We start from the raw sequence: 13061 nt of genomic DNA, 5'->3' as shown, positions 1-13061 counted from the left end.
CACCTGAGTGGGTAGAGGATCATTCATGCAAGTTTCAGTCGAAACGACTTCACCGATCGAGCGTCGCGTAACCGTCCAGGTCCCGGCTCAAGAAGTGGACAACAATGTCGATGAGCGACTCAAGGATACCGCTCGTCGTGTACGCTTGGATGGTTTCCGTTCAGGACGCGTTCCAATGAGCGTTGTTCGCCAGCGTTTTGGCCGTGATGTCCGCAACGAAGTCGTTGATGAAGTGATGCGCCAGCATTATGTCCGCGCCATCACCGAAAACGAGCTTAATCCGGCGGGCCATCCCTCCATGGAAGCCACCGTCAACGAAGCAGGCAAGGACCTCGAATTCGTGGCAACTCTGGAAGTTTATCCTTCCATTGAGCTGACGCTTCCCGAAGACGAGCAGATCGAGCGTCCTCAAGCCGAGATCACGGATGCCGATGTTGATGAGATGATCGATACGCTGCGCAAGCAGAACGCTCAGTGGAATGACGTCGAGCGCGCTGCAGCCGATGGCGATCAGGTTACCATCGATTTTGAGGGTTTCCTCGGCGAAGAGGCCTTCGAAGGCGGTAGTGCCGAAGGTCACCAGCTGGTGCTGGGTTCCAACAGCTTTATCCCGGGCTTTGAAGAGCAGCTCGTGGGTGTCCAGGCCGGTGAAGAGCGCGAAGTTACGGTCACCTTCCCCGAAGACTATCAGGCCGAGCACCTGGCCGGACAGGAAGCACGCTTCAAGACCACGACACACAAGGTGCAGGCACAGGAACTTCCTGAAATCGACAGCGAGTTCATGTCGCGCTTTGGCGTTGAGGACGGCGATAACGACAGCTTCCGTGCTGAAGTACGCAACAACATGCAGCGTGAGCTGGACAACGCCATCGATAACCGCGTACGCCAGCAGCTGATCGATGCACTGAAATCACGCAATGAAGTATCGGTACCCAGCTCTCTCATCTCTCAGGAGGTCGAGGGGCTCAAGCGTCAGGCGGCTCAGCAGTTTGGTCTGGGTGAAGACTTTGACGTTTCTCAGCTGCCTGATGAGCTGTTTGCCGAACAGGCTCGTGGTCGTGTTGAAGTCGGGCTGTTGCTGGCAGAGGTTGTCAGCCACTTTGAGCTTGATGCCGACGATGACGAAATCCGTGCCTTCATCGAAGAGCAGGCCGGTCAGTTCGAGCAGCCCGAGCAGGTGGTCGAGCAATATATGGGCAACGAGCAGATGAAAAATCAGGTGAAATCTGCTGTGCTGGAACGCAAGGCCATTGATAGGCTGATTGAAAAGGCCAGCGTCGTTGAAACGCCCATGAGCTACCAGGAAGCGCTTCAGGCGGCGCAACAGCAAAATGCTGATGAGGCCGAGGAAACCGAAGAGCAGGCCGGCTGATATCTGGCATTACAGCCATGACGAGGCTGGCAGTCAGGACCCGGCGAAAGCCGGGTTCTATCATTGGCCCACATCACTGTAAGGTTGCTACATGAAAAGCGAGTCTGATATTACCAATGCTGGTGGGCTGGTCCCCATGGTGGTGGAACAGAACGCACGTGGCGAGCGGTCCTACGACATCTATTCGCGTCTGCTCAAGGAACGCGTCATTTTTCTGGTTGGTCCGGTCGAAGACTACAGTGCCAATCTGATTGTGGCGCAGTTGCTGTTTCTGGAGTCGGAAAATCCTGACAAGGATATCCACCTCTATATCAATTCTCCAGGTGGGTCAGTGACTGCCGGCATGTCAATTTATGACACCATGCAGTTTATCAAGCCCAACGTTTCAACGGTCTGTATCGGTCAGGCGGCCAGCATGGGAGCATTGCTGCTGGCGGGTGGCGCAGAAGGCAAGCGTTACTGTCTGCCGCATTCCCGCATGATGATTCACCAGCCGCTTGGTGGTTTCCAGGGGCAGGCCAGCGATATCGAAATTCACACTCGTGAAATTCTGACAATCCGGCAGCGTTTGAACGAAATTCTGGCGCACCATACCGGGCAGGATATCGAGAAGATTGCGCGCGATACCGATCGCGACAACTTCATGAATGGCGATCAGGCCGTGGAATACGGGCTGATTGATGCAAAGCTGGCGCATCGCCCGGTATCCTGATAGCGTTGATTCAGAGTTTGACCATGATGGCGTGCCCGTGCGCCGCTATCTTCAAGAGGTACGCGAATGGCTGACGGCAAAGGCAAGGACGAAGGCGGCAAGCTGCTTTATTGTTCATTTTGTGGCAAAAACCAGAATGAAGTACGCAAGCTGATCGCTGGACCCTCTGTTTACATCTGTGATGAATGTGTTGATCTATGCAACGACATCATTCGCGAAGAGGTCGTGGAGTCCGAAGCGTCTTCCGACGACGAGCGTCTTCCTGCTCCGCGGGAAATTCGCAATACGCTTGACGATTATGTAATCGGTCAGGATCGCGCCAAGATGGTGCTCTCCGTTGCTGTTTACAACCATTACAAGCGTTTAAGGGTAGGCCAGCAAAAGGGCGAGGACCGGGTTGAGCTTGGCAAGAGCAACATCCTGCTGATCGGTCCGACCGGTAGTGGTAAAACGCTGCTGGCAGAAACCATGGCTCGTCTGCTGAATGTACCCTTTACCATCGCCGATGCCACAACGCTGACAGAAGCTGGTTATGTCGGTGAAGATGTCGAGAACATCATTCAAAAGCTTCTGCAAAAGTGCGATTACGATGTAGAAAAGGCTCAGCGCGGCATTGTCTATATTGACGAAATCGACAAGATTTCGCGCAAGTCGGACAACCCGTCAATTACGCGCGATGTATCGGGTGAGGGCGTGCAGCAGGCGCTTCTCAAGCTGATCGAGGGCACGACTGCCTCTGTTCCTCCGCAGGGAGGCCGCAAGCATCCGCAGCAGGAGTTTTTGCAGGTAGATACCGGTAATATCCTGTTTATTGTGGGTGGTGCCTTCGCCGGGCTGGACAAGGTTATCAGCGACCGCGCCGAGCGTGGTGGCATAGGCTTCAATGCTGTCGTCAAAAGCAAGGACACCAACAAGGGCGTTGGCGATATACTGGCCAGCGTCGAACCCGAGGATCTGGTCAAGTACGGCCTTATTCCCGAATTTGTTGGTCGTTTGCCCGTTATCGCAACGCTAAACGAGCTTGATGAGCAGGCGCTGATCCAGATTCTGACCGAGCCCAAAAACTCTCTCGTGCGCCAGTATGTGCGTCTTTTCGAGATGGAAGGCGTCGAACTGGACTTTCGTGAAGACGCTCTCAGGGCCGTGGCCAACAAGGCCATCGTTAGAAGGGCAGGCGCTCGTGGACTTCGTTCGATACTGGAATCGGTGTTGCTCGATACCATGTATGAAATTCCCTCCGCTGAAAACGTTGTCAAGGTGGTCATTGATGAAACCGTCATCAATGGCGAAAGCAAGCCATTGCTGATCTATGCCAACCAGCAGGAAAGCAAGCTGGTCGTTGGCGACGATCGATAGTCGGTAAGCTGATGGTTGATCGGGGGGCCGTCATGGCCCCCTAGTCATATCAGACTCCTGCCTGATAAACGGTTGTATTTCCTGCCGTCATCCCCATATTGATGCCATCAAAGTCGCTTCCTGCGGCCCACACACAAGATTCGAGGTTGTCTGCGATGGAGCGTAACCCCGCACAGACGTTAAACATACCCCTGTTGCCACTGCGAGACGTTGTCGTCTATCCGCAGATGGTCATACCGCTGTTCGTGGGTCGCGAGAAATCGATTCGTGCCCTCGAAGCGGCCATGGAATCGGACAAGCAGGTGCTGCTGGTCGCTCAGCGTGACGCCGGTCAGGATAATCCCGAAGTCGAGGACCTCTTCGATATCGGCACGATCGCGAGCGTAATGCAGCTGCTCCGTCTCCCGGATGGCACAGTCAAGGTGCTCATCGAAGGCAGTTCGCGTGCCGACATCGCCAGTATCGACGATGACGATAGTGATGATGGCTATCCCACGGCGAGCGTTACCCTGAGAGAAAGCCAGCCCCTGAACGAGCGTGAGCAGGAATCGCTGGTGCGCGTTCTTCTGGATCAGTTCGAGCAGTATGTGAAGCTGTCCAGAAAGGTACCCAATGAGGTACTGAGCTCTCTTCAGGGCATCGAGGACGCCAGCCGTCTTGTCGATACCATTAGTGCCCATTTGTCTCTCGAGATTGGCGATAAGCAGTCGCTGCTTGAAATGGACAAGGTACGCGATCGCGTTGAACATTTGATGACGCTGATCGAGTCCGAGATCGATCTGCTGCAGGTAGAAAAGCGCATCCGCTCCAGGGTCAAGGAGCAGATGGAGAAGTCTCAGCGCGAGTACTACCTCAACGAACAGATGAAAGCCATCCAGAAGGAAATGGGTGAGCTTGAAAATACGCCCAACGAGGCGGATCAGTACGAACAGAAAATTGCCGAATCCGGCATGTCGGCCGAGGCCGAGGAGAAAGCCCGTCAGGAGCTCAACAAGCTCAAGATGATGGCACCGGCCTCTGCCGAAGCAACGGTCGTGCGCTCCTACCTTGACTGGATTCTGGCGGTTCCCTGGAAAAAGCGCACGCGCGTGCGCCACGATATCAGCCATGCCGAGCAGGTTCTTGAAGAAGACCACTACGGGCTGGAAGAGGTCAAGGAGCGCATCCTTGATTACCTCGCCGTGCAAAAGCGCGTACGCAAGCTCAAGGGACCGGTGCTGTGTCTGGTAGGTCCGCCCGGGGTAGGCAAGACATCGCTGGGTCAGTCCATTGCACGTGCCACCAATCGCAAGTACACGCGACTGGCACTGGGCGGTGTACGTGATGAGTCGGAAATTCGGGGTCATCGTCGTACCTACATTGGCTCCATGCCTGGCAAGGTGCTGCAGCGCATGAGCAAAACCGGTGTGCGTAACCCGCTTTTCCTGCTCGATGAGATCGACAAGGTGGGCATGGATCATCGGGGCGACCCTTCTTCGGCGCTGCTCGAGGTGCTGGATCCCGAGCAAAATGACAAGTTCAGCGATCATTATCTGGAACTTGACTACGATCTCTCCGATGTCATGTTCATCTGTACCGCCAATTCGATGAATATTCCCGGACCGCTTCTGGACCGCATGGAAGTCATCCGTATTCCCGGGTACACGGAAGACGAGAAACTGGGTATCGCGCGGCGCTATCTGGCACCCAAACAGCTCAAGGCCAACGGCCTGAAAAAGGATGAGCTGGTATTAACGGATGAAGCCCTGCTGGAGCTGATTCGTTATTACACTCGCGAGGCCGGTGTTCGCGAACTCGAGCGACAGATTGCCAAGGTTGCGCGCAAGGTACTGCGCGAGCGTATTGGCAATGAGGCTTCGCAGGGCAAGGACGCTACCCAGCATCTGGAAGCTACCGATATTGAACGCTATGCTGGCGTCAGACGCTTCAGCTATGGTTTGGCCGACCAGGCGCATCAGGTTGGCCGAGTAACCGGCTTGGCCTGGACCTCCGTCGGCGGTGAAATCCTCAATATCGAATCGGTTGTCACGCCCGGAAAAGGTCGCGTCAACAAGACCGGCTCGCTGGGCGATGTCATGAAGGAATCGGTAAGTGCGGCGCACACAGTAGTGCGTTCACGTGCAGCCCTGCTCGGGATCGATCCAGAGCGATTCGAAAAGGAAGACCTTCATATCCACGTGCCCGAAGGTGCAACGCCCAAGGATGGCCCCAGCGCGGGTGTCGCCATGGTAACGGCAATGGTGTCGGCTTATACCAATCAGGCCGTCCGCGCTGATGTTGCCATGACAGGCGAGGTCAATCTGCGTGGCGAAGTCATGCCAATCGGCGGGCTCAAGGAGAAATTGCTGGCCGCCCGGCGCGGTGGTATAAAGATTGCACTGATACCGGAAGAAAATCGCCGCGATCTGAAGGAAGTTCCTGATACCATCAAGGACGCACTGGATATTCGCCCCGTGCGCTGGATCGATGAAGTTCTTGACATTGCTCTGGTTCAAAAGGGCGATGATGATTTTGAAGACAAGCGAATAGAAGAAAAAAATACTTCGCAGGCGTCTGTAAATACTCATTAGAATTATTTTTGAATAATGTCGGCCAACAAAGCCTGAAATGACGGGCTTTGTTGCCAACATTGCTTGACGGTATTTATGGTCGTTGATATAAAATGCGGCTCGTTATGATTGCGTATGCTGTTCGATTGCCGCGCTTAATCCTAGCAACGATTGATATAGTCAAGGGGTGAAGAGTGAATAAATCCGAGCTGATTGAGGCTATTGCTGCTTCTGCAGATATTCCAAAGGCAGCGGCCGGTCGGGCTCTCGATGCCATGATCGATTCCGTTACCGATAGCCTTAAGCAGGGTGATTCCGTAGCACTGGTAGGTTTCGGAACATTCAGCATCAAGGAGCGGGCTGCACGTAGTGGTCGTAACCCGCAGACTGGCAAGACCATCGAAATCAGCGCTGCCAATGTGCCAAGCTTCAAGGCCGGCAAGGCGCTGAAGGACGCTGTCAACTGATAGCGGTGTTACTGCGATGGAAGGCGCGTGTTCAGTTGCCTTCCCTGTATGAGATAAACGCATCGTGAAAACGATGCGTTTTTTTATGGACAGATCCGGTCTGGCAGGACCTTCAGTCAGATACCGGCTTATAGCATGTCGGTTTGCGTCGTGTGTCGTTATAATCCTTCGCCAAACCCATCCATCATCCATCAATTTCAAGGGCCTGCTGCATGCTGCAAAAGATCAGAGATCGGGCACAGGGCTGGATCGCCAGAATCATCGTGGCTCTGATCGCGCTGACGTTTACGCTGTTTGGCGCCGAGTCGTTGCTGAGCTACTTCAATGGCAGTCAGCGTGATGAAGCCGCTTCCGTCAATGGCGAGACAATCAGCCGTCAGACGCTGGATATCGAGGTTCAGCGAGCCGTACGTTCGGGTCGCGTTCCTCCCGAGCAGCAAAACGAAGCGCGACGCGCCATTCTGGATTCCCTGATTACCCGTACCGCTATGGAGCAGTACGCTCGTGATGGCGGGATGAGCTTCTCGGATCAGCAGGTCGATCAGCTTCTGGTCAATCGTCAGGAGTTTCAGGACAGCAACGGTCACTTTTCTGCCGAGCTCTTTCAGAGAAGGTTAAGCAGCGCCGGCTATAGCGCTGAAGAGTTCAGGCGCCAGCTTCAGGAAGACATGCTCACCCAGCAGCTCCAAAACGGGTTGATCGCTGGCACCTTCCTGCTGCCTTCGGAAATACAGCGTCTTGCAGAGCTGCGCTATCAACGTCGGGATTTTCGCTATGCGATGCTGGATGACAGCGCCCTTGACCAGCCGGTCAACGTCAGCGATGACGAGGTACAGGCATGGTATGACGCGCACAGGGAAATCTTCCAGCGTCCCGAAGAGGTCAGGCTCGAATACGTTGTACTTGATCGAAATCGCATTTCGGAAAATGACCAGCCTGTCGACGAGCAGCAGCTTCGCCAGCGTTATGAGCAGCGCCGCGCCACGGCGCCTCGTGAGGTATCAGATATCGTGGTCACCTTTGGTGATGAGCGAACGCGCGCGCAGGCGCAGGAACGTGTCGACGAAATCCAGTCGCGCCTGCAAGGCGGCGACGATTTTGCCGCTCTGGCGAAAGAATATTCCGATGATCCCTCCAGCGCCGATCGAGGCGGGCAGATGGGTACGGTCAGTGAAGGTATCTTTGGCCAACCCTTCGATGAAACTGTTGCTTCCATGGCACCGGGCGAGGTGTCTCAAGGCGTGGAAAGTGATGGTGTCTTCCACGTCATTCGTGTCGACAATATCGATATCGAAAGCTTCGATGACCTGCGTGATGAGCTGGCTCGCGACGTTCGGGAAGAGCAAGGCAGCGAGCGTTTCCAGCAGCTTGCCCAGCAGCTCAGTGATGAAAGCTTTTCGGCCGACGATCTCGAAGGGGTTGCCGAACACCTGAACCTGCCACTCCAGCGTACCGACTGGATATCACGTAACGAGCAGTTTGAAGATGATAATGCCGTGCTCGGCGAAGCCGGTGTCATGGATGCCGCCTTCAGCGATGACGTTCTCAGCAATGGCTATAACAGTGAGCCCGTAGAACTGGGGCAGGATCGTCGCGTGGTCGTTCGGGTTACCGAGCATCGTCCTGCTGCCACGCTGGCACTTGATGAGGTGCGTGATCAGGCAACTCGCTCGGCGCTGCAGGAAAAGCGTCGTCAGGCACTTGTCGAGCAGGCCGAACGAACCCTTGCGGAGCTGCAGCGTGGTGAAGCGCCTGAAGGACTTGAATGGCAACAGGCCAGTGACGTGACACGTGATGGCCAGGGAGAGCTGTCTGCCGATTTGATCAACGCAGCCTTCGGCATGCCGCGTCCGCACGACGGACAGCCCGGCTATGGCCATGCACGTTCCGGTGACCAGCAGGTCATTTTCGCCATCGATCGCGTTGATACTGATGTCAGCGATGAACAGATATCGGCCATGTCGGACGGACTCTGGAATGCTCAGGCCGGTCAGATGATTGGTGTCATGACAGATGCAATTCGTAACCACGCCGATATCTCGACAAATTAAATAGTCTGCTATCTTTTTCAGGGCGCAACGCGAGTTGCGCCTTTTTTTGTATCCGTGGTTTATCCACTTGTCGGTTGTCAGTCCCCTATTTTGGGCGCGCAGGAGAGTTTTATGACCCAGTCACGCTATTTTACGATCGGGGAACATCCCGAAGGTCTGCCCGAGCGTTCGCTTTTCCAGTTGCAAACCCGTGAGCTTCCCGAACTCAAGGAAGGTGAGGTACGCATTCGCAATCAGTGGCTTTCCGTGGACCCCTACATGCGTGGTCGCATGAGTGGTGTCAAGACCTACGTTGAGCCTTTCAAGCTCAACGAGCCCATGGAAGGCGGGGCGCTTGGAGAAGTTGTCGAATCCCGTCATCAGCAGCTGAAAAAAGGCGATCGCGTCATTCATATGGGCGGCTGGCGCGATGTGGCACAGCTTGACGGGGATCAGGTACAACCCCTGCCGGATATCGATGTACCACCTCAGGCGTTTCTGGGTGTGCTGGGTATGCCGGGAATGACCGCCTGGGCCGGGTTGAATCTCGTTGCAGAGCTCAAGGCGTCTGACACTGTATTGATTTCGGCCGCCAGCGGCGCGGTAGGCTCGCTGGCAGCGCAGCTGGCGCATCAAAAGGGCTGCACCGTCATCGGCAGTGCCGGCAGTCAGGAAAAGCGTGAATGGCTTGAAGCAAGGGGGATCAAGGCCGTTGATCACCATCAGAGCGCCGATGACATCAAAAAGGCACTTGCAGAGGCGGCGCCTCAGGGTGTGGACGTGTATTACGAAAACGTTGGTGGCCCCATGCTCGAGGCGGCCTTCGATGTCATGAATGATTTCGGTCGTATTGCCGTATGCGGGATGATTTCACGCTACAACGAATCATCGCCCTCGGCGGGGCCGGCCAATATTGCGGCGGTACTGACCAAACGACTGCGCATGCAGGGTTTTATCGTGCATGAGTGGGTCAAGGGTCATGAGCAGACGTTCTATCAGCAGGTTGGCCCGCTGGTGGCCGATGGCAGTATTGAGTATCGCGAAACGGTGGAAGAGGGGCTTGAGAAAACCCCCGACGCTTTTCTGGCTCTGTTTGAGGGAAGTAACGAGGGCAAGATGCTGGTGAAGCTGGACTGATCGTTTAACGTTCAACCTGTGACGCCAGTACTGAACCCGCCATGTGCGGGTTCAGTTACTTCAGGGTGTACTGCCCTGTTCAAGGAGCGCAATACTGTGAAGCGCTTCATCACGCGTCCGGCCACAAAGCTCATGATCAAAGGTGAAGTCATGACAGACCTTCGGCCGGCGTGAATCGCCAAACAGCCGACACAGGTTGTCCTCATCAAGCTGAACGCAGCGCGTGCCTGCGGGCTTGCCGTGCGGCATACCGGGAATGGCAGAGCTGATGGAGGGCGCGATACAGCAGGCGCCGCAGCCCGGGCGGCAACCCTCGTTGTGACTTGTCGCGATCAGCAGGTCATGCCCAGCGTCAGCGCTCATGGCGAATTCCGGTTGCCATGAGCGGTCGCAACGGCGCCCTTGTCGATGCCTTCAAAGGCCTGCACGCGAACGCTGCCGCCGTGCAGTGACGCGATCTCTTCTGCCATCCAGTTGGCAATCTGTTCGACCGTGGTCGGCGTTGGCAGCACCTCGGTACGTTCCCTGGGCAAGCGTATCGAAAAGCGCCCCTGTGCCGATTCATAGCCGACATGACAGATATCATCGTCTGAACCGATCAAATCTGCCTGATCGATCAGATAGATGTCCTCGAGTCGCTGTGACCACAGGGTTTCGAGTGCGTCGCTGCGCTGGCCATTATGCCAGATGGCCAGACGTGAGCGATGGCCGTGTGCAATGCGCTGGCAGTTTCCCTTGTGGCGCCGAAGGCCGTGACTATACGTATAGCCACCGTTGTCATGAGACTCTTCACGCAGCGTCACACGTATCCTTTCAACCTGCGCCGGCGGACGTCTGGACAGCTCGTCCGATAGATAGTCACCCAGGCGTTCAGGCGTGATTTGCTGCCAGGGCAGCAGCGTGTAGGCCTGACGTGGCGCCCGCAGTTCCATGGGCCATGGATGACGGGTTCTGAGGAGCAATCCCTCGGGGCACTCATCCACCCGGATGTCGTGCGCTTTTGCAGGTACCAGCAGGGTATGGTCAACGCCGGCGTCGATGCGTGACTTGATCCAGGGTTTGACATCGCCAAAATCGAACAGCATGCCGTCTTCGCCCAGTGGGCCTTCCAGTTCCACATCAACGTGATAGCTGGCGCCGATCAGTCCACGCTCGGGGCACCATATGGAGACGTCCAGCGCGCTCAGGGCATTTACGAAAAGAATCATCAGTCGATACCTGCAATCTTGTGTGTCTGCAGGGAGAGCCGCCACTGCGGGTTGGCCATGCAAAAGGCCACCGTGTCGGCCATGGTGTTGCCCGTGCCACCGCGGGGCGCAAGATCCATGGGCTGCAGGAAAAAGTGATCAAACTCGAGCGCCATGAACCGCTCGGGCATCGCGTCCTGTTGCGGGTAGACCAGCTTGAGCTCGTTACCTGACAGCTGTTTGAGTTCGCCGCGGCCCTTGGGGCTGACGCAGAGCCAGTCGATACCTTCCGGTGCCGGCAGCGTGCCGTTGGTTTCAACTGCGATTTCAAAACCACGTTCATGCACGGCCTCGATCAGTGCGACGTCCAGTTGGAGAAGAGGCTCCCCACCGGTGAAGACCACATAGGGACGCGCATGCTCCGTGTGTTGCGGCCACAGGGCATGGATGTGCTCGGCAAGATCCCGGGCCTTTCGAAACCGTCCGCCGTTCTGGCCATCGGTGCCGATAAAATCGGTATCGCAAAAGCGGCAGATGCTGTTATCGCGGTCCTTTTCACGCCCTGACCAGAGATTACAACCGGTAAAACGACAAAATACCGAGGCACGACCGGCCTGGCCGCCTTCACCTTGCAGGGTGTAGAACGCTTCCTTGACGCTATACATGATCAGAACGCTCGCGTGCGATAGGGCAGCGGGTCTACAAGGCCGTGTGACGCAAAGGCCTGAAGCCTCTCGCGACAGCTGCCACATTCGCCGCAGGCAAGCGCTTCGCCCAGATAGCAGGTCCAGCTGTTGGCATAATCGAGCCCCATTTGCAGTCCTTCAGCGAGGATGTCGTCCTTGCTGGCATGCAGATAGGGGGCGCGTATTTCCACGGGCGTGTAGTTGGCGATCGCCGCGACATCATTCATGCGCTGAACGAACTCGGGGCGGCAGTCGGGATAGATCGCATGATCGCCGCCGTGTGCCCCGTAGTAGCAGATTTCCGCCTCCAGGTTGACGGCGTGGCCGATGGCCAGAGAGAGCAGAATCATGTTGCGGTTGGGGACAACCGTGGCCTTCATGTTGTCTTCGGCGTAGTCGGCACGCGGCATCTGCTGCGTGGCGTCAGTCAGAGCCGAGGTACCGATGAGGCCCTGAATGGCACGTATGTCCACGACCTGATGTGCTACCCCCAGGCGCTGACAGACCCGGCTTGCCACATCGAGTTCCCGGGCATGGCGCTGGCCATAGTGAAAGGAGAGTGCGTGAACCTCGTAGCCTTCGCGCAGAGCGCGGTGCAATACGGTATAGGAGTCCATGCCGCCGGAATAGATAACGACGGCGCGTGGTGCAGTCTGTTGTGTCATAACGGAGAATTTCTTTGCCGATGATATCGACGCCCGGGATCCGGTCCGGGCGAATGAGGAGCGGCATTTTAACGCCAAATCGCAAGATTGTCAGTAGCGCTATTTATACCGTTATCTTTTAAAAACCTAAAATCAACAATCTTGTCATCGTTGGCAGAATAATGATTCAGCTATTGAAACAGCCAATGAAGGTGAAAGCAGAAAAGAGAATTAAAAAGGACAGAACCAATAAACGGCCCTGTCCTTTGAAAAAATTCTACAGATCATGGCCCAGAACGACCGAGCGAATGGCCGAGAAGCTGTGGGCCTCGGGCGGGTGATCCAGATCAATGCCCAGCGCGTTGCTCACTTCGCGAGCAGAAATGACGCCACGAATGCGAAGGGTGGTGTTTTCATCATGATCGGTAACCAGAACATGGCGATCCCCTGATGCTTTCAGTGTCTGCACCAGATCACCTACCGTGGCACGCGCAAGGCGCTCATAGTCGATGGCGTGAAGCTCTTCACGCGGCAGCTTGATCATGTCGACCGTTACATCTTCACGGGCCAGTGCGCCTTCATGCATGGCGCGCGTCACGGCGCTGCCGCCAAAGAGAATGCGAGCGCTCACGACTCCGGTAAATTCGCCCTTGTCATTGATGACCAGCAGCATGTGAATGCTGTTTTGCTTCATCGTCTGCAGGGCATCATCAACGCTGCTGTGAGACGACACGGTAAAGGCGCGTACCTGTTGAAAATCCGTCAGCAGGGCCAGCGCCGGGCTGTCCATGCCCAGCGATGCGGACGCCGTATGATGCCCCGGACGACAGATACTGGTCACACTGTCCATCTCCTTGAGCGGCAGATGGCTATAGGGGGAAGGGGTATTATTCATGAACGTACTCCAGTACATGCCTTGTC

At 55.9% G+C, this 13061-nt stretch carries 12 protein-coding genes; 7 read left to right on the top strand and 5 right to left on the bottom strand.

The features are described 5' to 3' along the window. Positions 1-25: 25 nt before the first annotated feature. The 7 genes from tig (at position 26) to ACS92L_RS05010 (ending at position 9623) form a co-directional block, all read left to right on the top strand. Positions 26-1372, top strand: a complete 1347-nt coding sequence (gene tig / locus ACS92L_RS05040) for a trigger factor (RefSeq protein WP_438767438.1) — start codon at positions 26-28, stop codon at positions 1370-1372. Positions 1373-1463: 91 nt separating this feature from the next. Then, the gene (gene clpP, locus ACS92L_RS05035) at positions 1464-2084 is read left to right on the top strand and encodes an ATP-dependent Clp endopeptidase proteolytic subunit ClpP (protein WP_438767437.1); all 621 of its coding nucleotides are present in this window, start codon (positions 1464-1466) and stop codon (positions 2082-2084) included. A 66-nt stretch (positions 2085-2150) separates the two neighbouring features. Further along, positions 2151-3440 (top strand): ATP-dependent Clp protease ATP-binding subunit ClpX, encoded by a 1290-nt coding sequence (gene clpX / locus ACS92L_RS05030; RefSeq protein WP_438767435.1) that lies wholly within the window; start codon positions 2151-2153, stop codon positions 3438-3440. Between the two features lie 155 nt (positions 3441-3595). Then, complete coding sequence (gene lon / locus ACS92L_RS05025; RefSeq protein WP_438767433.1) at positions 3596-6010, top strand: endopeptidase La; 2415 nt, start codon at positions 3596-3598, stop codon at positions 6008-6010. 173 nt (positions 6011-6183) lie between these two features. After that, positions 6184-6456: a nucleoid-associated protein HU-beta gene (gene hupB / locus ACS92L_RS05020; protein ID WP_438767432.1), complete on the top strand. Its 273-nt coding sequence runs from the start codon at positions 6184-6186 to the stop codon at positions 6454-6456. 212 nt (positions 6457-6668) lie between these two features. Further along, positions 6669-8507, top strand: coding sequence for a SurA N-terminal domain-containing protein (locus tag ACS92L_RS05015; RefSeq protein ID WP_438767430.1), 1839 nt, complete (start codon positions 6669-6671; stop codon positions 8505-8507). Positions 8508-8618: 111 nt separating this feature from the next. Beyond that, entirely contained in the window at positions 8619-9623 is a 1005-nt protein-coding gene (locus ACS92L_RS05010) for an NADP-dependent oxidoreductase (RefSeq protein ID WP_438767428.1), read from the top strand. Between the two features lie 60 nt (positions 9624-9683). Here the strand turns inward: ACS92L_RS05010 and ACS92L_RS05005 are convergent, their stop codons facing one another. From ACS92L_RS05005 to ACS92L_RS04985, 5 genes are all read right to left on the bottom strand, one after another. After that, a complete protein-coding gene (locus ACS92L_RS05005) occupies positions 9684-9986 on the bottom strand; it encodes a YkgJ family cysteine cluster protein (protein ID WP_438767427.1) in 303 nt (100 codons plus the stop codon). Beyond that, positions 9983-10831: a 6-pyruvoyl trahydropterin synthase family protein gene (locus ACS92L_RS05000; protein ID WP_438767425.1), complete on the bottom strand. Its 849-nt coding sequence runs from the start codon at positions 10829-10831 to the stop codon at positions 9983-9985. The genes ACS92L_RS05005 and ACS92L_RS05000 overlap by 4 nt, the downstream gene beginning before the upstream one ends. Then, positions 10831-11475 (bottom strand): 7-carboxy-7-deazaguanine synthase, encoded by a 645-nt coding sequence (gene queE / locus ACS92L_RS04995; RefSeq protein WP_438767424.1) that lies wholly within the window; start codon positions 11473-11475, stop codon positions 10831-10833. Before queE ends, ACS92L_RS05000 begins: the two co-directional genes overlap by 1 nt. Positions 11476-11477: 2 nt before the next feature. After that, complete coding sequence (queC, locus tag ACS92L_RS04990) at positions 11478-12161, bottom strand: 7-cyano-7-deazaguanine synthase QueC (protein WP_438767423.1); 684 nt, start codon at positions 12159-12161, stop codon at positions 11478-11480. Positions 12162-12417: 256 nt separating this feature from the next. Next, positions 12418-13035, bottom strand: coding sequence for a CBS domain-containing protein (locus ACS92L_RS04985; RefSeq protein WP_438767421.1), 618 nt, complete (start codon positions 13033-13035; stop codon positions 12418-12420). Positions 13036-13061: the final 26 nt, after the last annotated feature.

This window comes from Kushneria halocnemicola (assembly GCF_965650455.1).
In the GTDB taxonomy this organism is placed as follows: Bacteria; Pseudomonadota; Gammaproteobacteria; order Pseudomonadales; family Halomonadaceae; genus Kushneria.
Note: the sequence above shows the minus strand (reverse complement) of the source record. Positions and strands in the feature narration are given on the sequence as shown.

Coding starts and splice junctions, on each gene's coding strand:
- tig (WP_438767438.1), top strand. CDS start 26: ATGCAAGTTTCAGTCGAAACGACTTCACCGATCGAGCGTCGCGTAACC.
- clpP (WP_438767437.1), top strand. CDS start 1,464: ATGAAAAGCGAGTCTGATATTACCAATGCTGGTGGGCTGGTCCCCATG.
- clpX (WP_438767435.1), top strand. CDS start 2,151: ATGGCTGACGGCAAAGGCAAGGACGAAGGCGGCAAGCTGCTTTATTGT.
- lon (WP_438767433.1), top strand. CDS start 3,596: ATGGAGCGTAACCCCGCACAGACGTTAAACATACCCCTGTTGCCACTG.
- ACS92L_RS05015 (WP_438767430.1), top strand. CDS start 6,669: ATGCTGCAAAAGATCAGAGATCGGGCACAGGGCTGGATCGCCAGAATC.
- ACS92L_RS05010 (WP_438767428.1), top strand. CDS start 8,619: ATGACCCAGTCACGCTATTTTACGATCGGGGAACATCCCGAAGGTCTG.
- ACS92L_RS05005 (WP_438767427.1), bottom strand. CDS start 9,986: ATGAGCGCTGACGCTGGGCATGACCTGCTGATCGCGACAAGTCACAAC.
- ACS92L_RS05000 (WP_438767425.1), bottom strand. CDS start 10,831: ATGATTCTTTTCGTAAATGCCCTGAGCGCGCTGGACGTCTCCATATGG.
- queE (WP_438767424.1), bottom strand. CDS start 11,475: ATGTATAGCGTCAAGGAAGCGTTCTACACCCTGCAAGGTGAAGGCGGC.
- queC (WP_438767423.1), bottom strand. CDS start 12,161: ATGACACAACAGACTGCACCACGCGCCGTCGTTATCTATTCCGGCGGC.
- ACS92L_RS04985 (WP_438767421.1), bottom strand. CDS start 13,035: ATGAATAATACCCCTTCCCCCTATAGCCATCTGCCGCTCAAGGAGATG.